The following is a 26,361-nucleotide window of genomic DNA, read 5'->3' as shown; positions in this document are numbered from 1 at the left end:
GAGTGCTTGAGATACGTCCATAAAAAATCCGAATGTAAGGAATACATTCGGATTTTCGCATGCTGAGAAGATCGGTCAACCGATCAAATATTGACTAACTGATCGGCATTAGTGTCTAGTGTTACCTTTTTTACTTTGCTCGTTTTAGTGTGTATCTGCTCAACTGAATGACAAGCTGAACAATTAAGAGCTAGATTGGCGTTATGCTTTAAACTTTCAGCTGGGTGACAACTTAGGCAAGCTTTATCATTGGCTGTATCACTTAACCAATCGCTAGCATTGGGGAGTTCAGCTGTGTTTTCTGTGGCATGACAGCTAGTGCAGTCATAGGCGATTCTTACTTTTTCACCATGCAGAGTGTTGTGCCACTCGTGGGCGAATCCCGTAATAGAGCTAAGCTGTTCTCCCTTCGCCCCGTTAATATCATTGCCATCAGCATGGCAAGTAATACAACCATTGATGTCATTAGTATAATGGGACTCTCCTTCATAGCCATTCTTGGCAAATGCCAAATCGGTATGGCATTCATTACATGAAGCTGTAGTTACTATTTTTCGGGTAGAGGTCAATTCAGATCCATCAACCATAAAATCGATTGTTTTCGCGATTTCGGGTATTAAGTTCTCTGAATAAATCGTGTTGCCGTTATGTTTGCTTAACGACAATACAAATCTCTGTGGAACACTTTTATCATATTGGCTTTGCTGCTTGGAATCTGTAACTGTGTAGCTTCCATCACCATGATCTGTTAAGCAGCTATCTGTTGCTGTAGTGCAGTCTAGATCACTTAAATATTGAAACTCAGAAAAACCTTTTGGATTGTTTAGCAACTGAGCCTTAATAAAACTAACACTATTAATTCCAACTACAGGTAAATCTAGCTCGTTTAATACCTCGAACTTTGCTGTACTTGCACCGTCATCATTTATACTAGCGTCTAAATACTTTAATGATAGTTGCTCTGCAGATGTAGCAATAATTAAGCCGGGGTTTCCAGGTTTTCCATCTTGACCTTGTTTTCCATCTAGTCCCGGTTTTCCATCATCACCATCACTACAACCTGATAATAAAGACATCATTACCGCTGTATACACTAACGGTTGGGTGAACACTCTGTTCATACATCATCCTGTTATTTTAGTTTTTATGATTTACCAATTTCACCATCAATGAAAATTGGTTGGTCCGATATGGACCATTTTGCGAGCGTGATTAAATCATAAACTAGAATTTAGATCATTCGGCATATGACTAAGTCTTATTCGGAATGTGATTTTTGTTGGTGTTGTCAATAAAAAGGGACAACTTTGTTGACATGTTTTTGCGTGTATGTATTAAGAGTGCGGTAGATATAAAAAAGATACTTTTTATACTTAAACAACAGATAACAAAGAAGTTAAACGACAAAGGGACTAAACAAACTGATATAGGTGGTGTGTATCTTTTAAGTTAGCAGCGCTCTATACGGTATTAGCGAGGTTTTCAAATAACCAGTTTGTGACTGGCGGCAATACTTACTCGAGTTCAACGTAATTGTAGGCTTATATACAGTAATGCTAACTGGCTTTTAAACAAGGATGGTGTTCGTCATGGCCGAACTCACATGGCCAATTCTGTCCCTGATAGGATTTGGCATTGCCTCCGTCCATGGAGGCCAGAGTTACTCGCAGCGAGCCTCAGTGCGTCTGTACATACGCCGACCGTAGGTCATTGGAAGCACTTCGGTTTGAAGCGAACTCACTTACGCCTCAAAGTTTGTTAGTTGATGATTTAAATCACAACACAAATATATCAAGATACGTTTGATCAAGGTTGTGGCGCTTCACCCTGGCTGTTGCCTCTAATTTATTTTTGGATCGCTATTTCAATATGACAACCAGTGGAAGAGGTTTAAACGTGACGTCATTGCTGACTTAACGATGTTATTAACGATGGTTTATTGAGATGTTGTAGTATCTAATATGCTTGCTAAAGCGAGGTTTGATCCCTCTTCAGTATTTATCATTACCAACATAGTTGTCGCTTTGGGTTCGTTGCTCAAGCGGGCATTGGAAGAGAAAGACGAATATTCTTGTTCAGTATGAGTAACAATTAAGGACATTTTATGAATCCAGATGGTAATCAATTGACGTTAAACCCAGTCGAAAAGCACGTCATTATTCAGCGTAGATATGAACTGCTGGGTGCGATAAATGATTTACTAATAGCAGTGTGGTTTTTGATCGGCAGTTTTTTCTTTCTCACGGCCTCATTGGTTGAAAGTGGTACTTGGTTGTTCATCGTCGGCAGTGCTCAATTGCTTATCAAGCCAACATTAAAACTGATAAGTCTCGTGCATGTAAGCCGAGTTTATGACTCAAAAATGAGGGGGTGAGCGGGCTCTTTGAGTTTTAATGACTCAATATAACAAAGCCATTCAATCAGACCTCTGTGCGTTGGCTGCTGTCAACGTTACTGCTTTTCCAATTACAGTGCTAAGACCTGTAATTGGTTACTTGAAATAAATAATGAAAGATTGTTGTCACGATACTTAACACCATCTTATTGTGCGCCAGAAAGAACACGCTATTTTCTTTCGAGGCTGTTTTTTTATTGATGTAACACAAAAATGTTAGCTGCTTCCTGTTCCCTTATTGCTGATTGTTGTAAACTCCGCGCCAACAAAGGCTATGTTGGTAAGAGTAAATTTTACCAGACATTGTGTATCACAAATGTGTTCACACCAATACTCGCAGGTCACTAACGCTATCAGCGCCAAGTGGATCTCTCACCCAAGTCAATCTCGTTTGGGGCTCTACCTGCCATAGCCATATCGCCAATGAATAACCATTGGTTTACTGATATTTAAGAGATCAAAAGGTATAACTACTATGAAGTCTGAACAGACTCTCTCTAGCTCTAACTCTAACTCTAGCTCTGCCGCTGTGTCTGCCTCTGATTCATTTTTGGATCGCTATTTTAATATTACTGCCCGTGGAAGTACCTTAAAACGTGAAGTCATTGCTGGCTTAACCACGTTTTTGGCGATGGTTTATTCGGTAATTGTGGTGCCTAACATGCTTGGTACTGCGGGATTTGATCCAGCGTCGGTATTTATTGCTACCTGCTTAATTGCCGCGTTTGGGTCGTTGCTCATGGGGTTATGGGCTAACTTGCCGATGGCCATTGGTTGTGCAATATCACTCACGGCATTTACGGCCTTTAGTATGGTGCTGGGGCAGGGCATATCGATTCCTGTCACGCTTGGCGCTATTTTTCTTATGGGTATCGTATTTACCCTTGTGAGTGTCACCGGTATTCGTCAGTGGGTACTGACTAATCTGCCAAAAGGTATTGCTCACGGCACGGGCATTGGTATTGGTCTGTTTTTACTGCTTATTGCGACCAATAGCGTGCAATTGATTGTATCGAATGATGCTGGCTTACCTGTCAAGCTGGGTGATATTAATAGCTTGCCGGTGATCGCCACGATTGTTGGTCTTGCGGCGACGATAGGGCTTGAGCGCCGTGGCATGCCTGGTGGCATATTGCTGGTGATTGTCGGCTTATCAATCTTTGGTTTAATATTTGATCCTAGCGTAACTTACCAAGGCTTATTTGCATTGCCTGACTTGATGTCTGAAACATCAATGATCGGCCAGCTCGATATTATGGGCGCGCTGAACCCTGTGGTACTGCCGATTGTGTTGGCGTTGGTGATGACGGCAATTTTTGATGCTACTGGTACTATCCGTGCTGTTGCTGGGCAAGCAGAACTGCTGGATGAGAACGACAATATAGTGGGTGGTGGTAAAGCACTGACGTCAGATTCTGTCAGCAGTATTGTTGCTGGTGTTGTCGGCGGCGCTCCCGCTGCCGTTTATATTGAATCTGCAGCCGGAACCGCAGCGGGGGGTAAAACGGGCCTGACGGCGACCATTGTTGGCTTGCTGTTTTTAATGATGATGTTCTTGGCGCCATTAAGCTTTCTAGTGCCGGCTTATGCAACGGCGCCAGCGCTGATGTATGTTGGACTACTGATGCTAAGCAACGTGACTAAGCTTGATTTTGACGATAAAGTGGATGCGATGGCGGGTCTGACTTGCGCTGTGTTTATTATCTTAAGCTGTAATATTGTGACAGGGATAATGCTTGGGTTTGTCACCTTGGTGATTGGCCGTATATGCAGCGGCGAGTGGCGCAAACTGCGACTTGGCGTTATCGCCATTACGCTTGGTTTAGTGGCTTTCTATCTGGGCGGTTGGGCGATTTAATCCGTTTGCCGACTGAATATTGAGGCCAGCCCGTGAGGCTGGCCTTTTTGTTAGCAACGTAAGCACCGACTAACGACAAACATAAGGGACTAGATTACCGCCCCAAGTTCTGGTCGGTGACAATCAAAGTAGCGACTGCGTTTTTTGTGTTTCAATTTATGCGTATCAACCAACACCAAGCCATCGATGCAATCCCCAAACTCAGCATCAATGCCAAAATCAAGAAAGCTGACACCATCGTCATTACAAAGCTCGCCATATTGTTTATAGAGTGCAGGCACCGCCGTGCCCATACTGGCCATCGTTTGCTTGAGTAATTTAAAGCCTTCGGCATATTCAAGCTGGCCGTATTGGCGATTAAGTAATTGCAGTTTATCTTCGTTAAAAATAAACGGACTAAAAGAGTGCGCCAGTGGTTGCTCGCTGGCGAACTGCATTTTATAAAAGTGGATTAAGCACTCTTTGGCGGGTTCTGGCAGTTGATCACTTAACGATACGGGACCAAACAGGTACCGATATTGTGGGTTTTTAACCAAAAAGGCGCCGATGCCAATCCAGAGGTAATCTAAACTGCGTTTACCCCAATATTTGGGTTGCACAAAGCTACGCCCAAGCTCTAAACCTTGTTCAAAGTAGGGGGTGAAGTTGCTGTGGTATTTAAATAATGATTGGCTGTAAAGTGCATCATTACCATATTGTTGATGAACCTCTTTAGCACCGGCAAAACGGTATGAACCGACGATTTCCATATCTACGGGGTCCCATAACACTAAGTGCTGATAGTAGGAGTCGTATTTGTCGGTATCTCTGCGATTGCCAGTGCCTTCACCAACAGCCCGAAAAGCTATCTCTCTCAGTCGTCCTATTTCGCGCATAATCGGGTTACTTGCTTGGTGTTGATAGAGGTAAATCTTCTTTTTATCGCTGGTTTCGCCTAGGACCTCGCACTGTAAAAGTGCCGTTTGTAACTCACCGCGAGACTCAGGATGAGCAATGGCACTTTGGGTGGTAAACAGCGGACTGCGATTTTTGCCGATACGGTAGAGATGATTTTTTAATAGCTTAACTTTTGTTTTCAGTGGGAAATCTGAGCTATTAACCACCTCTTTAGGAATTAACTCTCCAATGCGTACGGGCATGGTTTTCTTGGCTTGCTTAAACATCTCTGTTACGAGCATCAAACTGGCCAGTGGTTTATACAGCATTGAGGCGCCGTAGAACGCTGCTGAGTTTTTAGCATCAGCGTGCATAGGCAGCAGCGGGGAGTTACAGGCTTTAGCGATCTTTAAAAAACCAGAATGCCAGTGCAGGTCAACCACGCCTGTTGGTCGAAGCCGTGACACCTCGCCACTGGGGAAAATCAATAGCGCACCTTCATCTCGCAGATGCTGATGGATATTATTGAGGTGCTGTTTGGGCGTGCCACCCGTCATATTACGAACCGGCAGCAGTATTGAGTGCAGCGGTTCAAGTGCCATCAGTAGTTCATTGGCGACCACTTTTATGTCGGGTCTCACCTTGCTGATCAGTTTTATCATGGCTAAGGCATCAAGAGACCCGATAGGATGGTTGGCATAGATGACAACCCGCCCTTCAATAGGGATGTTTTCTATTTCGCTATTGGGCACGCTGTAGTTGAAATTGAAACTATTGAGTACCTGCTCGACGAAATCAACCCCCTTTAAATAGGAGAATTGATTAGCGATGTCATTACACTCTTTCTCTTTGAGTAGGTAACGCAGCATCGCCTTGGTGGGCGTGGCTAGCCAAGGGGTTTTATCGAGCATGGGTAAGTTTTGTTCTACAACATTGTCGACATTGAAAATCATAATAAAACCCTATTGATGAGCTGCTATGAACAGATATGAGCCTAAGCTACGCGCTTTATCATTGGTGAACCTGAGTGGTGGCTAAATTGAATGACGCTGATAAGTCGGGCACAGGCTGTGGCTTCTTGCCATTTCAGCAGTTGGATATCACCCGCATCGGACTCCGCTATAAAAGTGCAGTTTTCCACCCAATCACCGTCATTGGCGTAAACCATATTGTCGGTAACCGTGAGTTCGGGCTGGTGGATATGACCACAAACGACAACATCCACTTCCATGCGCTTTGCATAGCGGGTGACGGCGCTGCGATAATTTTTAATGGCTTGTTGTGCTTTACTGACTCTGAGTTTGACGTAACTGGCCAGTGACCAGTACGGATACCCTAATTGGCTGCGTACCTTATGCAGTTGGCGATTTAGGAATAACAGGAAGTCATAAAGGTGATCGCCTAATTTGGCGTAAGCGCGGCCAATACACACTTCAGAGTCAAATTGGTCGCCATGTAATATCAACACTTTACGTCCTGACACTGTGGTGTGAATATGCTCTTTGGTAATGGTAAGGTCCCACAGACAAAATCCATCGTAGGGCTTTAGGGCTTCATCGTGATTGCCCGGAATGTACACAATACGTGTGCCTTCTCGTGCCATTTTGAGCAGTTTTTGTAGAACGAGATTATGTGATTGAGGCCAAAGGAATTTTCGTTTTAGCGCCCATATGTCAAAGATATCGCCGACCAGAAACAGGGTGTCTGTTTGGAGCGAATTTAACAGTTGCAGTAGATACTCAGCTTTGCAGTCTTTAGTGCCAAGGTGAACGTCTGAAAGCCAAATGGCATTATAGTGTTGTGCTTGATTCAATCTGGCGCTATTTATGGGCTTAACCGTGTCATTCTGCGGCGGTAGGCTGCGGCCTCCAAGCCTGTTGTCGAGTGCTGTTGTGGCAATTCCTTGCTGTTTGTTTTCCATTGTCCTGCCAGTGAAAGCGGGGATATGACAATAGAGTAAAAGTGGCAGTTGACTAGCTGATGAACTATTTGTGGCATGTTGATGACGAGGCAAAAAAAAGGAGCGCTTATGCGCTCCGATTATTGACCTTGACTGCTTCTCTATAAAAACTAGAAAATCAGGTGGGCGATCCCTGCAATAACAGGCAAGGTCACTAGTGTTCTCAAGATAAAGACCACTGCAAGCTCAAGGAAATTAACAGGGATTTTACTGCCCATCAATAGTGCGCCAACTTCACTCATATAGATAAGCTGCGTGACTGACAGTGCCGCAATAATAAAGCGGGTCATGTCTGACTCAATAGAGCTGGCAAGAATGGCCGGAATAAACATATCCGCAAAACCCACCACAATTGTTTTAGAGGCTTCAGCAGCTTCTGGTACTTGTAATAGTTCCAGTAGCGGGATAAACGGCATACCAAGATAGTTAAAGATTGGCGTGAATTCGGCAACCATCAAGGCGATGGTACCAATTCCCATCACCACTGGGATCACACCAAAAATCATATCAACTACGTTTTTAACACCATCGGTCAATGTATGTTTGATGCCGCCAGCGCGAGAGGCTTTGGTCAGTGCTAGATCTAAACCCCAAGAGAATACGCCATGGCCAGCAGGGATGACTTCATCATCTTTATGGCGGGGTGTTTCATCAATATAGAGGTCTTTTTTCCACGACAGGGGTGGCAGTTTAGGCACTATTATCGCTGCAACAAAACCGGCAAAACACACCGTGAGGTAGAAAGGGACAAATAGGTGCTCTAGCTGAACTTGCGAGATAACCACCAGTGAGAAGGTTATCGATACTGCTGAGAATGTTGTACCAATAACAGCAGCTTCACGTTGAGTATAGAAGCGCGCTTCGTATTGCTTGCTGGTCATCAAGATGCCGACACTGCCATCTCCTAACCAAGATGCCATACAATCAATGGCACTTCGACCCGGCAGATTGAAGATAGGACGCATGACTTTAGTCAGCAGTGTGCCTAATAGCTCCAGCAAACCAAAGTTTAGTAATAGCGGCAGTAACATCCCAGCAAATAAGAAGACAGAAAACAGTACCGGCAATAGGTCGTTGAGAACCAGTGCACCAGTGCTACCAGAGCGAATGGCTTCAGGACCGACTTCGAAGAAGGTTAAGCTGATAAAGATGGCACCGAGTATGCGGATCACTAACCAAATAGGGGTGACATTAAACAAAGAGTTTAAAAAAACGCTTTTAGTCACAAATTTAGGCTGTGCGACTTTAACGACTAATGATGCCAAAGCAGTAAAGATAACAATCGCGGTGACAATGCCGATGAGAGCGTCACCCAGCAGGCTTTGTAGACCTTTAGAGATAATCGCAATTGGAATGGTGATTGCGTCTTGATAACTGATTGGGGTCATGAATAAGAGTAGACCGATCAGTGATGGCACAATAAACGTAAGTATGGTTTTAATGTTATGGGTTTGTTTTTCTGACACTTTTTATTACCCTAAATATCGAGTTTTGCTTTACAGCGTTAAAGCTGAATTGGTACTTAAGCAAATAATGTATTGAATATTCATTCAACCGCTAGCAGGCGAGGTTACCGCCTTAAAACATCTAAGTAAAACGATTCTCTTGTTATATAGAACATATCAAGACTAGCGAATAGTTATTAACTCTAAATGACTATTTATATTGTATCGGAATAAGTAGCAAAAGCACAAAAATATTTTTTGTTTAAATTCATTTAAAACAATGGTTTGTTTATGTTTCGTAGTTGTTGATTGTTTTGTGTGGCAGATGTTGTCGCTACCCACTAGTGGTAACGACAACACTTATTACGGAGGGCAAACTAACTAAATGTTTTTCTCAAAGATTTTGCTTTTTCAGCATTAATTTTTAACGCTTTAACCGATGTTTCAACCACATCAATAGCGCCTAAATTTTCATTTGATGCTTGGCTAATGTGACTAATATTTCGGTTTATTTCACCGACAACCAAGGTCTGTTGCTCTGCGGCAACGGCATTTTGTTGCGCTAAATCGTGAATATTTTTTACGGCTTCAAAAATAGTGTCGACTTTTTGCGCTGAAACTTCGGCATCGTCAGTGCATAACAATGCTTGTGACTTACTCTCATCCATCTGTTTTGACCACTGAGTCAGCATGGTAAACATCTTATTGACACTCTTAGAGATGCTTTCTGTTGACTGTTGCGTGCGGCTCGATAGCGCACGAACTTCATCTGCAACAACCGCAAATCCTCGCCCTTGTTCACCGGCCCTTGCGGCTTCGATAGCGGCATTGAGCGCTAATAAATTAGTTTGTTCGGCAATGGCATCAATCTCAGACATTGCACTGGCTACTCGCTCCGCTTCTTTGTTTAGTAATTGTGCATTCGCCGCTGCTTCTGTCACTGAATCAGTTAGCTCACTAATGCTGACTGCACTTTGTTGCATTTTGTCACGGCTTTCATGGCAAAGCTGGTAAGTGTCTTGAATGCGTTTAGAGGTTGATTGAATATTTGAAGCGACCTCTGTAATGGTGGCGGCCATCTCCTCAGTAGCACTGGCGATTAGCTCTATTTGCTGGTTTTCAATATCCAGCCCAACATGGGCTTGTTGAGCGGCAGTCATTAATTGAGTGGATATGGCATCAATATTTTCGGCATTATCTTGAGAGCGTCCCAGCACGCCTTGCAGTTTGGCATCTTTCATCATTAACTGAAAATCAAGCAATGAAGAGGTGTCTCGACCGCAATATATAAAACGACTGACAGAATCATGCTGCTGTTTCAACTGCATTAATCGAGCAGGAATACGAAAGGCTTCGTCATAAAAGATGAGAAGGTTTACGGCCATTAACACGATACCGGCTAAAATTACGCCCCAACCCCAAATATAACCAGCAGCCGCTAAACCTAGGCTGGCACAAAATGCAGATAGTAGGCGTTTATTGGTTAAGCTAATAGGGTCGCTAACACGTTTATCTAAATTGAGTCGTTGATAAATTTTTTGCGCCTTATTGATGTATTCGACCTTAGGCGCAACACGCACAGATTGATAACCAATCAGCTCACCCTGTTCAAATAGTGGCGAAACAAAAGCATCAACCCAGTAAAAATGGCCGTTTTCACAGCGATTTTTAACCATGCCACGCCATGATTGTCTCGCTTCGAGTTTTGCCCACATCTCTTTAAAAGCCGCTTTGGGCATGTCAGGGTGTCGTACAAGATTATGATGTTGGCCAAGCAGTTCTTTCTCTGTATAGCCTGATACTTCGATAAATCGCTGATTAACGTAGGTGATAATCCCTCGTCTATCAGTGCTTGATATCAATTGATCTGAAGATGTTAGTCTAACTTCCTGGTTGACTATGTTTGCATTGTTTCTTGTCATTATTATTCCATGTGACTGCAAAGGGGATTACTCGATATGTTGGAAATGTACCAACATATATTGTGTGGAATATAGCATTAATACACTTATTTTTATTCAGGTTTAACTAATTTCTTTAACGAAGTATTAGCAATGCGTACAGAATACTATTTTTAGCTAACTTTCTGGCAGTATTGTCTTTTTCGGCGTTAATGTTTGAGTTGTTTCAGAGTTTTAACTTGAAAACAAATGACGGTAGACTATAAAAGTAACGTGGATGTTACGTATCTTGTGTTAGTAATGGTTGTTAAAAATCTGAGCTAGACCTCTTTAACTAAGGCTAATTCGATATATATTAGACGATGCCATTAAATAATATAAAAATAGGAATATATGGTAGCTCGGACAAACAATAAGGTTTCTACACTCGCATTTAGATTTGGTATGCTCGGGATTTTTGGGCTATTGCTAGGTTTGATGTTGTCGGTACTGACATTTAAGCTGTATGACGGTGAAGGCTTTAGTTTTTTGAACCACACGCTGAGTGAGTTGGGTCATTATGGACACTCCGACTTTGCGGTGATTATTAATGGTGGTCTATTTTTCGGGAGCTTGAGCGCGGTACTCTTTTGTCTTTTTTCATTGCAAATAGCGGACTCATCTTGGTCTTATCCCTTTTTTGCTTGCTTAGGACTGACATTCTTCTGTTTAGCGGCGGTCGGCTTGTTCCCTATCAATGTTTATCATTTACATATTGTGGCTATTAAGTATTTCTTTATCTTCGGCAGTGCCAGTTCGATGTTTTACGGACTGTATTTATTCGTTGGTAGAGGGCGCTTATTTTCACGTTCGACCAGTGTTTTAGCCATTATCGCGTTTGTGAATATGTCAGCTTTCTTATTGGTCCCCCTGTTAGGCTTCGAGCTAACAGAGGGCGGTAGAGCTTTCTATCATGAACTCTTGGTCGAGGTGCATCGCCCTGCCATTTGGTGGCCCGCCATTTTTGAATGGGTTGGTATCGCCAGTTTTGTGGCCTGGAGTGCTAGCGTGATGTTAAGCTTACGACCTAGAGTCAGCTAACATTATATGTGCACCAACCCCGCGGTTTGGTGCCAATAGCCGTTACAAGTTAGTGGCTCTGTTTTTGGTTTGCTGGTTAGGATACTCTCTGCCAGCGCAACACTCTTTAAGCTACTTGGCGAGACTCTAAAGTAGTTCACCCCCATCTGCTTCATTTGCGCTATTTCACTGGATAAATCTATCTGGCTTGCTGATTGAGTTTGAATACCATTGAGCCTTAATAACGGTTGCTGATCTTGGGTTTGCGCAAGCAAGCCTTTTGCATGCGATAGGCACACTGTTTGGCAGTTATCTTTGGGCAAATTCTGCTGTTTGGCGGTAAAGCAGCGGGCTGAATGTGCTAATGGTATGTACCCATGAGCAAAGACTTCAATCTCAAACGGCAGTGGGGCACCAGTGGCGGTAACCTCAGCTTCGATAACATGGTTTAACCAAGATTTTGACAACTCTATTGGCATCACAAAGCGTTGCATTCCCCACTGATGCAGTTTTTTTAGTGTCGCTAAGTTGTAATTATTGATGGTTGGTCCGCAAACAAAAGGTAGCCCCAGCTCTTTAGCTGCTTGCACGGCGCCCATATCATTGGCTTCAATGATAAATTCGCCATTACTCACCTGCTTTTTAAGCTCGGTATACTCAGATGGCGCTTCTAATAGCGCTAAGGTCGATAAGATAACCTCTTTGCCCGACTCTCGTAACATATGTGCCAGCGCAAGATAATCGGCAAATTTGAGTTGTCTTCTTCTGCTGCACACCGTTTCTCCAAGATAGACCACAGGAATGCTACTTTCAGCCACCTGCTGATAAAATTGATTAACTTTTTCTTTTGACCAGCAATACTGTAATGGCCCGAGAGATGTTTTCATTGGCTTTCCTTGTTGATAAGCAAATGGCCTATTGCCAGGTTCGTTCGTAAGCGCCGAGTGTTGTGGTTTGCCCTTCAGACACTTTTGCCAAGGCGACATTCCACTCTTGCTGTGTTTGGTATTTCTCAGGAGACGAGAGATAGCTATCGATTGCAGTGCGCCATACGCGAGTCACTTGTTCGACATATGCCGGACTGCGCTGACGTCCCTCAATTTTGAGTGACACAACATTGGCTTTGGCAAGCTCGGGCAGTAGGCTTAAGGTATTTAAGCTGGTCGGCGCCTCAAGGATATGGCTGGCGTTGCTGTTCTCATCGGTCGTGTAACGGCCTTTACAGACCACGGGATAGCCCATCTGTTCATCGACACCGGACTTATCAATGAGCACGTCGTTTAACCACGTCAGGCGGCTACCGCCATCTTCTTGCCAGCGTACATGTTTAGCTGGGGAGCATGAGCCACCAGTGTTGGGTGATTGCCCAGTCACGTAAGATGATAGATGACAGCGCCCTTCGGCCATGATGCACAAGCTTCCAAAAGCAAAAACTTCTAAATCGACAGGGGTCACTTTAGACAGATCTCTGACCTGCTTCATCGATAAGACCCGCGGTAATACGGCGCGTTCGATATTAAAAGCTTCTTTGTAAAGCGTGAGCGCCCCCAGATTGGTTGCACTGGCTTGTACCGATAAGTGCAGCGGCAGATGCGGGTAACGGCTGTGGGCATAATCTAATAAGGAAATATCAGCCATGATCAGGGCGTCAACACCAGAGGCTGCCGCTAAATCAATGGCTTGGTACCAGCGGCTTTCTTCGCCTGGCTTGGGGAAAGTATTAATGGTTAAGAACACTTTCTTGCCGCATCTCTTTGTATACTCAACGGCTTGTTGCAGTTTTTTAGGCGTAAAGTTCAGCCCTGCAAACGAACGAGCATTGGTATCATCTTTTAATCCTAGGTAGACCGCATCAGCGCCAGCATTGAGGGCGATTTTTAATGATGCGAGGTTACCCGCGGGGCACAGCAGTTCCATAGGTTCGGCTCCATTTATAAGGAAACAGGAGTTTAAAAGGGAATGAAGATCAAACTTTTGATGTAAAACAGGTTTGTGATCATAAAATATAGGTAAGATCGGTTTCTTTGTATCAATGCTGGAGCATTTTTAAATGCAAGGTGTACTTCCTAATCATTTGGCGGAAAAAATTCTGCAAATAGGCCCCAAAGTCTTGTCGAAGCCCTTAGCGCTTATTCCGTTTTCGCTTAAAGCGGACTTATTGAAACGTATTTTGGGTTTGATGCTTGCCGAGCAGGCAGCAGATGATGAGTTAGATTTTTTGCTCGACCGCTGGGTGGCGATCAATATTGAAGACTTAGGGTTAACCTTTGAGGTGAGTTACGACGGTCATTGGTTAGTCCGTCCGTTGCAAAGTGCTGAAGTGACCTTTAAAAGTAACTCTAAGGCACTGCTGTTAATTGCCGCGGCGAAAGAAGATCCTGATACGCTGTTCTTCCAACGTAAACTCAGTATTGAGGGCGATACCGAGCTCGGGCTTGAGATTAAAAACCTACTGCTGGGGGTTGAATTTGATTCTATGCCCACCGTGATCAGTGCCGCAATCACTAAGCTTGCCGAAGCGCTGCAGTCTTTGCAGAGAAAAGCAGAGCCGAAAATGGCTTAGTAAGACATAAAAAAAGGTGCTGTTAAGCACCTTTTTATATCAAACAGCTAAAAACCTATTTACCTGTAATCACATGGTATTTCACCAGCAGTTCATCATCCGACTCTTTGTGGTCTGGGTCAACGGCAATGCAATCGATAGGACAGACTGAAATACAGGTAGGTTTATCGTAGTGACCTTTGCATTCAGTGCAAAGCAGCGGTTCAATCTCATAGATCTCTTCGCCCATGGTGATGGCCTCGTTAGGGCACTCTGGCTCACACATGTCGCAGTTAATGCAGCTGTCGTCGATTAATAATGCCATCGTTTACTTAATACCTTTTCAAGGCGCATTATAAAGCGCCTTTTTGTTTGTTCAGTCTATTTCGCTGCAGCGTCAGCGGCTTGGTGCGGATTACGGGTATTTTGCCCTTGGGGCAGGTTACGCAGTAATACGGCTTTGTCTAGCTCTACGCCAGCCGGCACATCTAAAAAGACAAAGTGGCCAGAACCTAGACCGGCTTCAACGCTCTCGCCTTTACGATTAACCAATGAATCAATGTTGAGGGTTAAATTGCCCTGTGGCGTCATAATTTCAACGCTGTCGCCCACACTAAATTTGTTCTTTACATCAATCTCAGCTTGGCCTGCTTCATTGCATTCACCGGTAAATTCACCGACAAACTGCTGAGTATCGCTAATGGAATAGCCATAATCATAGTTCTGGTATTCATCATGCACATGACGACGCAAGAAACCTTCGGTGTAACCTCGGTGTGCTAGCCCTTCTAAATTGTGCATTAGGGTTCGATCAAAATCTTTACCTGAGGCGGCATCTTCAATCGCTTGACGGTACAGCTGAGCGGTACGGGCGACATAATAGAAAGACTTAGTACGTCCTTCAATTTTAAGTGAATTGATGCCCATTTTTGTTAAGCGATCCACATGCTGAATGGCACGAAGATCTTTAGAGTTCATGATATAAGTACCATGCTCATCTTCAAATGCAGGCATGTATTCGCCAGGGCGTCCGGCCTCTTGCAATAACACGACTTGATCAGAAGGCTCGCCGGCGCCGAGTGTTGGCGTCGCGATTTGCACCTCTGGGTTGACGGCAACGATATCGCCAGTTTCTGTTTGCTTAGCTTCATGTACATCGTATTTCCAACGACAAGAGTTGGTACAAGTCCCTTGGTTAGGATCGCGTTTGTTGATATAGCCAGAGAGCAAGCAACGCCCTGAGTAGGCCATGCATAATGCACCGTGAACAAACACTTCTAATTCGATATCTGGGCAACGCTGACGGATCTCTTCAATTTCATCAAGTGATAATTCACGCGACAAAATAACCCGTTTAATGCCTTGAGACTCCCAAAACTTAACCGACGCCCAGTTAATTGCGTTTGCCTGTACTGATAGATGCACTACTTGATCGGGGAATGCTTCTCGAACCATCATGATTAGCCCAGGATCAGACATGATTAGCGCATCAGGCTGCATTGCTACAACGGGCTCCATATCTTTGATATAGGTTTTTAGCTTGGCGTTATGCGGTGCAATGTTACTGACCACGTATAGCTTTTTATTTAGGCTATGGGCTTCCTTAATCCCCGCGGCAAGGTTTTCCATTTTAAAGTCGTTATTACGTACACGAAGACTGTATCTTGGCTGACCAGCGTAAACAGCATCAGCGCCATAGGCAAAGGCGTAACGCATATTTTTAAGGGTTCCGGCTGGGGACAGTAATTCAGGTTTAAACATAATAACTTCTCTGTTAACGGGTAAGGATTAGGCAAACGGCCGCACATTCTACTAAATGCTGAAAGGCTAATACAAGGCAGCAAGCCGCACATGATAAGGGCTATAGAGGCGTTCTGAGTCGTTTATCTTGGGTTCTTGTGACGCTGGTATCATTTTTGGCGTAATTTAGGTTTTATTAAAGCAATTATCTAAGTATTAACCCTATATTACTATTTTGCACGTGCCCGTATGCATTGAGCTGATATACTCGGCGAGCTGCAAATTAATACGAGTAATATAGGGAGTAAGGATGTCAAAAGAGCATCAAGTATTAGTGGGTTTGTTGAGAAAATTAAAAGCCGATTCATTAGTGCTGCCAACGCTGCCGGAAGTGGCTATGCGTGTTCAAGAAGTCGTTGGCCGAGAAGACACTAGCCTAAAAGATGTCGCTAATATTATTGGCCAAGATCCGGCCATCTCTGCACGGATCATTCGCGTCGCCAATAGCGCTATTTATAGCCGAGGTGTGCCGGCCTCAAATGTTAATGCTGCCATTAGCCGTATTGGACTTACTCAGATTAAAACGATTGTGACCTCTATTGCGATGGAACAACTGTTCATATCAACCAATGAGATGGTATGGGAAGTGATGGATGAAGTATGGCAATCCTCCATTAATGTGACCTCTGCAGCGGTGGCAATGTTACAAATTTATAATCGCTCTCACCCCAATAGTGGCCTAAATGCCGATACTATGACGCTAGCCGGTCTGGTGCACAATATTGGTGCTTTACCTGTGCTTACCGAAGTTGAATCCGATTCGGAATTAGTGAATGGCATTGACCAATTACGTGCTTTAGTGCGTAAGTTACAAGGGCCTATCGGTCGGGCAGTGCTTAAAAACTGGGCTTTTTCGCCCAGTGTTATGGAAGTCGTTGAACGTTGGGCTGATCTGTCCTATACCTCAGACCATGTTAGCTATCTTGATTTCATTCGAGCCGCGGCACTGTATAGCGGTGAGTTGCGCTCAGGTAATGAGTTACAAGAAAGGCTGGCTGCATTCAGCGCGAGGGGATTACCGGTATCACCAGAAGTGTTGGCCAGTGATGGCTTTTTAGATACCTATCACTCGATTAAAAATAGTTATGAATAACCTTTGCGATAGAGATTAGGCTATAGTCAAAGAGGTTGAGTATTGGGACGTAAATAGCTTCTTATTGCCTCCCAATGAACTCACTATATACAGTTTGCTACAACAGCTTAAAACACCTCAGATTGAAACGGTAAAAGTCATCATTAATGGATAGATTTGGATTGCTCTCGATAACGTGTATTGTGCTTATACTGCTGCTAGCTGCAGTATTTTGGCGTTTTTTAGTTTGTCGCCGCCAATTGATGAAATTGCGCTTATCGGCTAATCATCAACCCAATGAAAGTGATTTAACCGTATCGAGCATGTCCCAAGCGTTGCTGCAAAGTGAGCAAATGCTGTCGCAGTTACAACTGCAGTTACATCAAGCAGGACACGATAAATTAACGGGACTGGGTAACCGTTTAAGCATGAAGCGAAAGCTGGCTGAGCAGATGCCATTGGAAAAGGGCAGTTTAGTGCTGCTGGACATCTATCGCTTTCGCTATGTAAATGATCTTTTCGGCTTTAGCTTTGGTGATGAACTACTCAAACAAATCTCGAGTAGGATTGAAGCTAATTTTCTCGAACCCGCGACTATCGCAAGAATGAATGAAGATGAATTTATCATCTATTCCCCCTCAGGTTTTACAGACGCAGATTTAACAACGCTAATTGCGTATTTACAACAAGCTTACCGCGTGTTTGACAGTCCAATTAGCGTGCGTATTCAGCTAGGACACCTGGGACTTGAACGTTTTCATGCTGACATTAGCACCATGCTACGTCGCCTCGATTTAGCGCTTAAAAAAGCTAAAGTATTGGATATTGGCATCGCACATTACTCCGCCGGTGATGACGCCGTGCAGCTAAGGGATGTGTCGATTATTAATAGCTTGGCTAAAGCGTTACAAGACGGTGAACTTTATATGGTGTACCAACCTAAGCAAAATTGTGTCGCTAATAGTTGTACTCAAGTCGAAGCGCTAATGCGCTGGAAGCATAAAACATTAGGCGTTATCTCCCCTGCTGAGTTTATCCCGCTAGCGGAGTACGCCGGTATGATTGATATGGTGAGCCAGTGGGTGTTAGATCAAGTGGTGCTACAACAATCAAAATGGCGACAAATGGGCATCGTTTTGCAAGTGGCGGTCAACCTATCAACCCAAGACTTAAAGAATCAATCGTTGCTTGAAGAGATAGAAGCGAGGCTGACCAAGTATCAATTACCTGCCAATGCATTATCCATCGAACTAACTGAAAGCAAATTAATGGAAGATATAGATAACGCAGTGATTGCAATCAATAAGTTGCGTAATATTGGTGTTGATATTGCGATTGACGACTTTGGCACCGGTCACTCTTCTCTAGCGTATCTCAAGTACTTACCTGTCGACGAGGTCAAGATAGATAAAGCCTTTATTGAAGGCTTAGATACCGATGAGCATGCCAGACATATCATGGATACCAGTATCCGATTAGCCAAAGGCCTAGGCTTTAAAGTCACGGTTGAAGGTGTGGAAACTGAATTGGTACGGCAGATTCTTATCCCGATGGGGGTCGATAAAATTCAGGGCGACATATTTGCTAAACCACTGACTTCGACCGACCTTGAAATGAGGTGGCCACAGCTTAGTGGGATATCGCCCGGAGCAACTCGCTAGAAAGTGACCGGCTGAGAAAAAGCCTCTCCAAGTCGGTTTATCAATATTTGTGGCATTGGGCTCAGCTGACGGTTTTTATTCATACACACCATCTCAATTAACGCTGTTACCGCTGCTTTTTTAGCATTTGGACGCCAAATCTCTTGTAACCAGACTGTGCGATACTTACTTTCGAAGTAGAAACGCGTCCTAATATCGATAATATCGGCAAATTCAACGCCATCGTGGCACAACATATCGGTACGATAAACGGCAAACCCTAAATCGTGCTCATCCCATAAGCTTGCCAGGTTTTTTGCACCAATCACATGTTCACGAGCTCGTTCAAAATATTTTAAAAAATTTGGATGGTACACAACACCGGAGAAATCGGTGTCTTCATAGTAAATTTGTACCGGGAAATTAAAGGTTTTACTGTGTTGTACTGACTTAGTCGAGGGCATATTGGTTGTGGTCTAGTCATGAATCGTATCAAAGTGACACTAGCTTAGCATAGGAAGCGTTAACGGCTTAAATCCTATGCCAGAGCGATATTTTAATTAATGCCAAAAAGTGTGAGATTAATTTGAGTTTTAACCCATATATTCATTAGAATGTTCTCATTGAAATAAATCTAATGGAGATAAGTCAGTATGGCGGACAAAATTGTAGCAGTAAACACTCAAATGGGAGAGGGCTGGAAAGTCAGCGCACAAATACGAGAGCATCTACTGGTGATTGATCAACCGACCGCTGGAAATGAAGGTGCTAACCCACTGGAAACTTTTGTCTTCTCGCTGGCCGGATGTATCTCCACCATTGCAAAAATGGTAGCGAGGGAGCAAAAAATTGATTTGCAGCAGTTTGATATGTCGATGAAAGCTCAGCTTAATAGCGCTGGACTACTGGGCAAACCTTCAGATGATCCTGTCGGTTTTAAAGTGATCGATATTATCGCCACAATGGATGCGGTGAAAGATGATATTCAACTCACTGATGAGCAAAAAAGTACTTTTTTGGACACTGTTTGCCACCGTTGCCCGGTTCACGATAATTTGCTGAATCCAACCTTGGTAACCCACGCCGTTGCTTAGCGTTAGCCTATGTTAGTTTAGGTCGCCCTGTTGTCGAAAGCGCGGCGGGGCTGCCCCTAGAGTAAAGCTATGTCATATAAAAATGGATGCCACATAAAATAAGTTATTCCCCCTCATTCAAATCGGCGTTAATGCCCATTCTTCTGTGCCCCTAATTCCGTAATATATTTATCGGTTAAATATGTCTAAATAACTTGGTGATTTGATGCTGTTTTTCATTAAAACGCTGTGCGCTAAGCTCTTCTAAACATGTGTAGAAACGAATAATATATTAGATCACAGGGGCTAAAAGGCTTGAGTAAAAAATGGACAGGCGCTAGGGGATATTATTTCACCTCTATTCTGCTAGAATCTTAGTAACCCCTATTAAATTGTTTGCATGGATGAATCGTACTTTATGGATCAAAGTTTAATTTTTTCGCTTATTCAAAATGCGGCATTGTTATTAGCAATGGTGTTTGTTTATGACGCGTTTCCTCGCAGTCATAAACGAGAACTTGATGTGCTTTGGAGAATTGGGATCGGCGCCCTCGTTGGGGTTATTGCTGTTTCAGTCATGCTGAGTTCTTGGCAATATAGTGAAGGCGCTTTCTTCGACTCAAGAACGGTTATTCTCGGTATTTCGGGCATGTTTTTTGGTGGTATACCGACATTGGTTGCCGTGCTTATTAGCGGTCTGTTCCGTTTAAGCGAGGGCGGGATTGGCGTATGGTCTGGCATTGGATCGATAATGACATCGGCATTGGTAGGCTATTTGTGGGGAAAGTATCGTAAAGGCGATATCAGTGATATTCGCTTTAGAGAGCTACTCATATTCGGTTTTAGTCTTAATACATTGGTGTTGCTGTGGGGATTAGTGATGCCGCTAGACGCGGCTATTTCAATGCTTAGGCAGATAACGTTGCCTGTTTTAATAATCTTTCCAATCACTACTGCGTTCTTGGGAATGTTGTTATCCCGACGGATTGAAATAGAAAGAGACCAAAAAATAAAATTGCAAGATCACCTGTTGTTTAAGTCTCATTTTCAAGCGGGCAGCATGGGCATTGCGATTACCGATAATCAGCATCAGTGGATAAAAGTAAACCCAAATTTATGCCATATGTTGCAATACAGCGAACCCGAGCTACTTGAACTCTTGTGGTCAGACTTGATCCATCACAATGACTTTAACCTTTATCAGCATTACTTCTCAGAGATGTTGGCGGGGGATAACAACGAGTTCGAGCTTGATATTCGATTTATCGCTAACGATGATTCTATTGTGTATACCCACATGACAGTGGCTTGCCAAAGAAATCAAGGCAAAGTCGAATTAGTCATTATTGGTTTATTAAATCGAAGTTCGCAAAAACAAGCCGAAATGGCAATGTTAGCCAGCCAAGAGCAATTGGGTTTGGTGTTAGATAGCAGTGAGCTAGGTTTTTGGGACTGGGATATTGTTAATGATAAGGTCGAGCGCAACGAACATAGTGCCAACTTGCTTGGCTGCGATGTCACTACGCTCAATAATAACCCCAAGCTTTGGATGCGGGCAATTCACCCGAAAGACAGAGTAGGAGTGCTTAGCTCGATAGATGAACATATTAGTGGTGTGAGTGAACAGCATAAAATTGAATATCGAATGTACTCTCATACTGGCGAGATCCGCTGGATCTTGGATTCAGGAAAAATAGTGAGTCGAGACGAAAATAATAAACCGTTACGTATGTGCGGTGTGCATACGGATATTACCGACCGTAAGCGGGTTGAAGAGTCATTAAAGTTAGCGGCATCGGTTTATAACAACAGTAGCGAAGCGATGAGTGTGCAAGATGAAGCTGGCACTATCATCAATATAAATGCCGCGTTTACTGATATTACCGGCTATAGCGACGTTGAAATTAAGCAGCAAAACATTCAGGTTTTGCAATGTAACCGAAATAATCGCAGTGCATATGAGCAGATGGAATTGTCAGTAGAAGAAACAGGTCGCTGGCAGGGGGAGACATGGTTAAGGCGCAAAAATGGTGAAGAGTTTGTGGTGTGGTTAACCCTTAACACACTGTTTGATGCTGAAGCACAAACTGAACGTCGAGTGGCGCTGTTTTCCGATATTACCGATAAAAAACAGGCTGAACAGATAATCTGGAAGCAAGCTAATTATGATCCTCTGACGGGATTGCCCAATCGTCGAATGTTGCTCGACTATCTTGGCGCTGAGATTTTAAAGTCAGATAGGCGAGAAAAACACTTCGCATTGATGTTTCTTGATCTGGATTACTTTAAAGAGGTTAACGATACATTAGGGCATGACATGGGGGACTTACTGTTAACCGAAGCCGCGAAGCGCTTGAAGAGCTGTATTCGAGATAGCGATGTTGTTGCACGACTAGGCGGTGATGAATTCACTGTGGTACTTTCTGGTGTCACCGATATAAAAGGGGTGGATAAAGTCGCTCAAAACATTCTTAACCGCATTGCAGAGCCCTTTAACCTTGGCGAAGAGAGTGCGTATATTAGTGCCAGTATTGGTATTACCCTTTATCCTGATGATGCCGCAAGTATTGAAGGGTTATTGAAACACGCCGATCAAGCGATGTACGCCGCTAAAGATCAAGGTCGAAATCGATTCCATTACTTCACCCCGTCAATGCAACGTAATGCTAAATACCGGATGCGCTTAATTCAAGATCTCAGGTTGGCGATTTCAAACCAAGAGTTTGAATTGTATTATCAACCCATTGTCTGTTTAGGGGATAATCATGCGATCAAAGCGGAAGCGCTCATTCGTTGGAATCACCCGAAGCGTGGCCTTGTTTCGCCGATAGAGTTTATCTCTGTCGCCGAAGAGACAGGACTGATTATTGAGATTGGTGATTGGGTCTTTCAACAAGCCGCGCGTCAATGTGCTCTGTGGCGCGATCGATTTGGAATTGAGGTACAGATCAGTATTAACAAATCACCGGTACAATTTAGGGATGAAGGCGAGAGCTTTGAATCTTGGATAGCGCTGCTTAAAACGCTTAATCTTAGCCGACACTCAATTTGCATAGAGATTACCGAAGGCTTGTTACTTGATAGTAATGAGACGATATACCATAAACTCGCCCAGTACCGTGCTGCTGGGATGCAGATCTCACTTGATGATTTTGGCACTGGCTACTCCTCTTTAGCCTACCTTAAAAAATTCGACATTGATTTTTTAAAAATCGATCAGTCTTTCACCCAAAATTTGGACAGCAACAGTGATGACTCTACCTTGTGTGAAGCGATTATTGTGATGGCACATAAGCTAGGAATGAAAGTGATCGCAGAAGGTGTTGAAACGGATTACCAGCGACAAGTGTTATTCGACGCGGGTTGTGACTATGGCCAAGGATACCTGTTCTCAAGGCCTGTACCTGCGGAGCAATTTGAAACGAACTGTATTATTCCCGCGACCCAAAAGGTGACCGTTGAGGAACCACAAGAGCATAAGCAAAGTGCAGTTGAGGCTTATACTAAAAATAAGTGATGTTAGCTTACTGTTATCGTTTTTCCTTGAGTAGTGAATCGCAGCATAGAGAAAATGCGGCTTGTCGTGGCTTCACTACGTTTGGCTATATTAACTGCGCTGGGTTTTTGGTAGACTCCGCGCTCACTTTTATTCCCTGTACTGAGCCAACCATGAACTTTGATGCATTCGATTTACATCCCCACATTTTAGATGCTGTCTCTGCGCGCGGTTACCAAGCGTTAACGGAAGTACAGGTACAAGTATTGCCTGTGGCAATGCAGGGTAAAGATATCATGGCGTGTGCCCAAACGGGCACCGGTAAAACGGCAGCATTTGCGCTACCGTTACTGAATACCTTATCGAAGCAAATGGAGCTTCAGCAAAGCAATGAAGCAGAAACGGCTACCTCAAGTGAGCATAAGGCTGAGCTGAGAGTCTTAGTGTTAACGCCGACTCGCGAACTCGCTATCCAGGTTGCTGAAAATATTCAAGCCTATTCAAAGTTTTTGCCTTTTAAAACCGCGGCGGTTTACGGCGGTGCCAATATGAATCCGCAACGTAAAGCCGTGCAAGGTGGCGTTGATATTCTAGTGGCCACTCCTGGTCGCTTGTTTGATCTTATCGGCCAGTTTGGCTTGGACCTGTCCAATGTCAGTCATTTAGTGGTTGATGAAGCTGATCGTATGTTAGACATGGGGTTTGTTAGAGATATTGAAAAAGTCAAAAAGCTGGTGGCCCGTGAGCATCAGACACTCTTTTTCTCGGCAACGTACAGCGAAGACATTAAAACGTTAGCGCAGAAGATGCTTATAGCCCCAGAGTGGATTAATGTTGCCACTGCACCAACAGCGAGTAGCATCACTCAAGAGGTTTACTTAGTCGATAAACGCCGTAAATCTGAGTTATTGTCTGAGCTTGTGGGTCGTAATAACTGGCAGCAGGTTTTAGTGTTTGTCAGCACCAAAGAAGGCGCCGAACATTTACAAACAGAGCTTAAACTCGATGGCGTAAAAAGTGCGGTATTTCATGGTGATAAAACTCAAGGCTCTAGAAACAGAGCATTAGAAGAGTTTAAAACGGGCAAACTAAGAGTCATGGTGGCAACCGATGTTGCAGCCCGTGGTTTGGACATTGAAGCACTGCCATTGGTGATTAACTTTGAACTGCCTTTTGCCGCTGAAGATTATGTGCATCGAGTGGGTCGTACCGGTCGAGCGGGTTTATCTGGCCGTGCAATATCATTTGTATCTCCACAAGACAAAGAGATGTTACAAGAGATTGAGCAAATCATTGAGCTGACACTGCCGTGTATTACACTTCCGGGTTATGAAGAGGGCGCACCTTTACCTGCGCGCTATCGCGATGTCACCACAAAGGCTGTGAAAGAGAAGAGCCATAATAAGCGTAAATACCAAGAAAAAAGACGCAGTGATTCAAAGCCACGACAAGGTGATGGTGAAAAAAATCGTTATGGCCGCACCAATACCAAAGTGAGCAAATAAACGTTTATTAAAGCGCGAATAATATCGCTTTTAGAATAAAAAAAAGTGAACGCTAAGTTCACTTTTTTATGTCTGAATTTTAACGATAAAGCGCAGTAATAATTGACTACGCTTATCATTTTTATTAATCGTTAATTACAGTTCAACGTTGACCCATACTAAACGGTGATCTGAAGAGACCGACTTTCCGCCGCCGCCCCATTTCCCAACACGATCGTCGTTCATCATTAAGCGACCATCTTCAAAAGTCGCTGGCCAGAATACACCTGAGTCAGTCACATTTAAGTCACTTGATGGAATGACGTGGTCTAAACGTAACCCTGAAGTGCTGGTCACCATATCTGGGTATTTAGTCCCCCAGTTTTCAGAGCGACATTCGCCAGTCGCTAGACATTCAGGAGCGCCTAAACTGGTCGGCGCATAAACACCATGAGTCGCTAACTGGTTAACTTGGTCACTGTATATTAAACCTTTGATGCTATCTAAATAACCGTCACCACTTTCTGGGTCGGCATTTAAGTCGCCTAAAATAACAAATGATGCATCAGTCGTAATGCCACCTTTGTTGCCAGCATCATCATAAATGTAGCTGCCTTCACCAGAAATATAGTCATCCCAGAATTTAATTTCAGCGCGGTTAAGCAGCTTATTATTTTCGGTTAGGGTATCGAAAATAGGCGGTGTTGGGTGTGATAGCAATAAGTGGATCACTTTGTCGCCATTTTCAGTTGGGATGATGATAGGGGCATCAACGTGGTTTTTAGAAGACAATGGCTTTGCTGCCCATGCTTCTTTACTGTACCACTCGTCACCACATGCCATGCCAGCTGGAATAGGGTTGTTAGCATCTTCACAATTGGTGATTGTTGGATTAGCTTCACCTGGCATATCTTTCCACTTAAAGTTTTGGAAAGTACGTACGTTGTCAGTATCAATCGGGTATTGTGATAATAGACCGAATGCATATTGACCGTGGTAGAAACCAAAGCCCCAAGCATCCCCTGGTAGGGCAACGCTGCCGTTACGGTCTAAATCGAACTCACTGAGTAAGCCTGTATTAGTGGCAAAGCTTTCAGCGTAACCAAATTGGATTGGCTCAAGTAATGTGACTTCGTCAGAAGTAGACCCTAAAGCATTCTGTGGTACTGCAAGGTAGTTTAAACGAAAACCTTGAATGGCTTGTTGGTCTTCACCGGTGCCATCGTTGTTGAATTCAGCCATTAACAGCACAGCTGGACGTTCAGTTTGGATAATGGCCGCGATATTACGAATTTGAATCACTTTCTCAGCGACCGCTTTTTCAGTATCGGTTAATGAACCATCAAACCATTTGTCCATTAAGTCTTGTTGCTCAGTTTGAGTGAGCTTCATTTCGGTAACGAGATCGGCGTAGGTATTTCTGTCGAAAGATAAGTTATAAGTACCGATACGAACATTCGTCGTATCTGTAGTTGGATCTGTTGGATAGTAGTTGTTGGTTTCGTCGCTACATCCAGCTAGCAGTGCGACAGTAATTGCAGCGGCAGCTGCTGTTTTAAGTAATTTCATGTTTTGACCCATCAATAATAATTATTATAAAACGCTCAATTTTTTGAGCTTCGCAGGTATTCTATACAGCTGTAGATTTGATGAAAATGAATCTCGGTGAACTTGGTGTTTAAGTGTTGTTTTAATAAGCTTTTGTTGTTACTTGGTGATTGATTTTGGCTGTTAATGTTGCGCTGGTGTGTGTGATGTTA

The 26,361-nt window shown here is 43.6% G+C and carries 20 protein-coding genes; 9 read left to right on the top strand and 11 right to left on the bottom strand.

Annotated features, from left to right (window positions below; all coding sequences use genetic code 11):
- Nucleotides 1-83: 83 nt before the first annotated feature.
- Complete coding sequence (locus L2729_RS07060; RefSeq protein WP_248987634.1) at nt 84-1,121, bottom strand: multiheme c-type cytochrome; 1,038 nt, start codon at nt 1,119-1,121, stop codon at nt 84-86.
- Nucleotides 1,122-2,104: 983 nt separating this feature from the next.
- On the opposite strand from L2729_RS07060, the gene L2729_RS07055 reads away from it, so the two are divergent.
- Nucleotides 2,105-2,374 carry a YrhK family protein gene (locus tag L2729_RS07055; protein ID WP_248987633.1) on the top strand — a complete coding sequence of 90 codons (270 nt, stop codon included), beginning with the start codon at nt 2,105-2,107 and terminating at the stop codon, nt 2,372-2,374.
- A 496-nt stretch (nt 2,375-2,870) separates the two neighbouring features.
- Entirely contained in the window at nt 2,871-4,253 is a 1,383-nt protein-coding gene (locus tag L2729_RS07050; protein ID WP_248987632.1) for an NCS2 family permease, read from the top strand.
- A gap of 89 nt (nt 4,254-4,342) precedes the next feature.
- On the opposite strand, the gene olsF is transcribed toward L2729_RS07050, so the two are convergent.
- From olsF to L2729_RS07030, 4 genes are all read right to left on the bottom strand, one after another.
- On the bottom strand, nt 4,343-6,082 hold the full coding sequence (olsF, locus tag L2729_RS07045) for a bifunctional ornithine lipid synthase OlsF (protein ID WP_248987631.1): 1,740 nt from the start codon (nt 6,080-6,082) through the stop codon (nt 4,343-4,345).
- 41 nt (nt 6,083-6,123) lie between these two features.
- Complete coding sequence (locus L2729_RS07040) at nt 6,124-7,050, bottom strand: UDP-2,3-diacylglucosamine diphosphatase (protein ID WP_248987630.1); 927 nt, start codon at nt 7,048-7,050, stop codon at nt 6,124-6,126.
- Between the two features lie 149 nt (nt 7,051-7,199).
- Nucleotides 7,200-8,555 carry a YjiH family protein gene (locus L2729_RS07035; protein ID WP_248987629.1) on the bottom strand — a complete coding sequence of 452 codons (1,356 nt, stop codon included), beginning with the start codon at nt 8,553-8,555 and terminating at the stop codon, nt 7,200-7,202.
- A 356-nt stretch (nt 8,556-8,911) separates the two neighbouring features.
- On the bottom strand, nt 8,912-10,456 hold the full coding sequence (locus tag L2729_RS07030; RefSeq protein WP_248987628.1) for a methyl-accepting chemotaxis protein: 1,545 nt from the start codon (nt 10,454-10,456) through the stop codon (nt 8,912-8,914).
- A 372-nt stretch (nt 10,457-10,828) separates the two neighbouring features.
- On the opposite strand from L2729_RS07030, the gene L2729_RS07025 reads away from it, so the two are divergent.
- Nucleotides 10,829-11,515, top strand: coding sequence for a DUF998 domain-containing protein (locus tag L2729_RS07025; protein ID WP_248987627.1), 687 nt, complete (start codon nt 10,829-10,831; stop codon nt 11,513-11,515).
- 2 nt (nt 11,516-11,517) lie between these two features.
- Here the strand turns inward: L2729_RS07025 and L2729_RS07020 are convergent, their stop codons facing one another.
- Together L2729_RS07020 and ubiU are read right to left on the bottom strand one after the other, a co-directional pair.
- On the bottom strand, nt 11,518-12,381 hold the full coding sequence (locus tag L2729_RS07020) for a U32 family peptidase (RefSeq protein WP_248987626.1): 864 nt from the start codon (nt 12,379-12,381) through the stop codon (nt 11,518-11,520).
- Nucleotides 12,382-12,409: 28 nt separating this feature from the next.
- Nucleotides 12,410-13,411, bottom strand: a complete 1,002-nt coding sequence (ubiU, locus tag L2729_RS07015; protein ID WP_101092633.1) for a ubiquinone anaerobic biosynthesis protein UbiU — start codon at nt 13,409-13,411, stop codon at nt 12,410-12,412.
- Nucleotides 13,412-13,544: 133 nt separating this feature from the next.
- Here ubiU and ubiT point away from each other — a divergent pair, with 133 nt between their 5' ends.
- The gene (gene ubiT / locus L2729_RS07010; protein ID WP_248987625.1) at nt 13,545-14,057 is read left to right on the top strand and encodes a ubiquinone anaerobic biosynthesis accessory factor UbiT; all 513 of its coding nucleotides are present in this window, start codon (nt 13,545-13,547) and stop codon (nt 14,055-14,057) included.
- A 55-nt stretch (nt 14,058-14,112) separates the two neighbouring features.
- Here ubiT and L2729_RS07005 read toward each other — a convergent pair whose 3' ends face one another.
- Together L2729_RS07005 and trhP are read right to left on the bottom strand one after the other, a co-directional pair.
- Entirely contained in the window at nt 14,113-14,361 is a 249-nt protein-coding gene (locus tag L2729_RS07005; RefSeq protein ID WP_101092635.1) for a YfhL family 4Fe-4S dicluster ferredoxin, read from the bottom strand.
- Nucleotides 14,362-14,417: 56 nt separating this feature from the next.
- The gene (gene trhP, locus L2729_RS07000) at nt 14,418-15,797 is read right to left on the bottom strand and encodes a prephenate-dependent tRNA uridine(34) hydroxylase TrhP (protein WP_248987624.1); all 1,380 of its coding nucleotides are present in this window, start codon (nt 15,795-15,797) and stop codon (nt 14,418-14,420) included.
- 289 nt (nt 15,798-16,086) lie between these two features.
- On the opposite strand from trhP, the gene L2729_RS06995 reads away from it, so the two are divergent.
- Complete coding sequence (locus L2729_RS06995; protein WP_248987623.1) at nt 16,087-16,929, top strand: HDOD domain-containing protein; 843 nt, start codon at nt 16,087-16,089, stop codon at nt 16,927-16,929.
- A gap of 146 nt (nt 16,930-17,075) precedes the next feature.
- Nucleotides 17,076-18,569, top strand: coding sequence for a putative bifunctional diguanylate cyclase/phosphodiesterase (locus L2729_RS06990; protein ID WP_248987622.1), 1,494 nt, complete (start codon nt 17,076-17,078; stop codon nt 18,567-18,569).
- Here the strand turns inward: L2729_RS06990 and L2729_RS06985 are convergent.
- Nucleotides 18,566-19,012, bottom strand: a complete 447-nt coding sequence (locus L2729_RS06985; RefSeq protein WP_248987621.1) for a thioesterase family protein — start codon at nt 19,010-19,012, stop codon at nt 18,566-18,568. The genes L2729_RS06990 and L2729_RS06985 overlap by 4 nt on opposite strands.
- Nucleotides 19,013-19,201: 189 nt before the next feature.
- Here L2729_RS06985 and L2729_RS06980 point away from each other — a divergent pair, with 189 nt between their 5' ends.
- From L2729_RS06980 to L2729_RS06970, 3 genes are all read left to right on the top strand, one after another.
- The gene (locus L2729_RS06980) at nt 19,202-19,642 is read left to right on the top strand and encodes an OsmC family protein (RefSeq protein ID WP_248987620.1); all 441 of its coding nucleotides are present in this window, start codon (nt 19,202-19,204) and stop codon (nt 19,640-19,642) included.
- Nucleotides 19,643-20,039: 397 nt separating this feature from the next.
- Nucleotides 20,040-23,138 (top strand): EAL domain-containing protein, encoded by a 3,099-nt coding sequence (locus tag L2729_RS06975; protein ID WP_248987619.1) that lies wholly within the window; start codon nt 20,040-20,042, stop codon nt 23,136-23,138.
- A gap of 152 nt (nt 23,139-23,290) precedes the next feature.
- Nucleotides 23,291-24,622 (top strand): DEAD/DEAH box helicase, encoded by a 1,332-nt coding sequence (locus L2729_RS06970; protein WP_248987644.1) that lies wholly within the window; start codon nt 23,291-23,293, stop codon nt 24,620-24,622.
- A 135-nt stretch (nt 24,623-24,757) separates the two neighbouring features.
- On the opposite strand, the gene L2729_RS06965 is transcribed toward L2729_RS06970, so the two are convergent.
- Nucleotides 24,758-26,170 (bottom strand): endonuclease/exonuclease/phosphatase family protein, encoded by a 1,413-nt coding sequence (locus L2729_RS06965; protein WP_248987618.1) that lies wholly within the window; start codon nt 26,168-26,170, stop codon nt 24,758-24,760.
- Between the last annotated feature and the right edge of the window lie 191 nt (nt 26,171-26,361).

Origin of the sequence: Shewanella gelidimarina (assembly GCF_023283945.1) — a bacterium.
Taxonomy (GTDB): Bacteria; Pseudomonadota; Gammaproteobacteria; order Enterobacterales; family Shewanellaceae; genus Shewanella; species Shewanella gelidimarina.
Note: the sequence above shows the minus strand (reverse complement) of the source record. Positions and strands in the feature narration are given on the sequence as shown.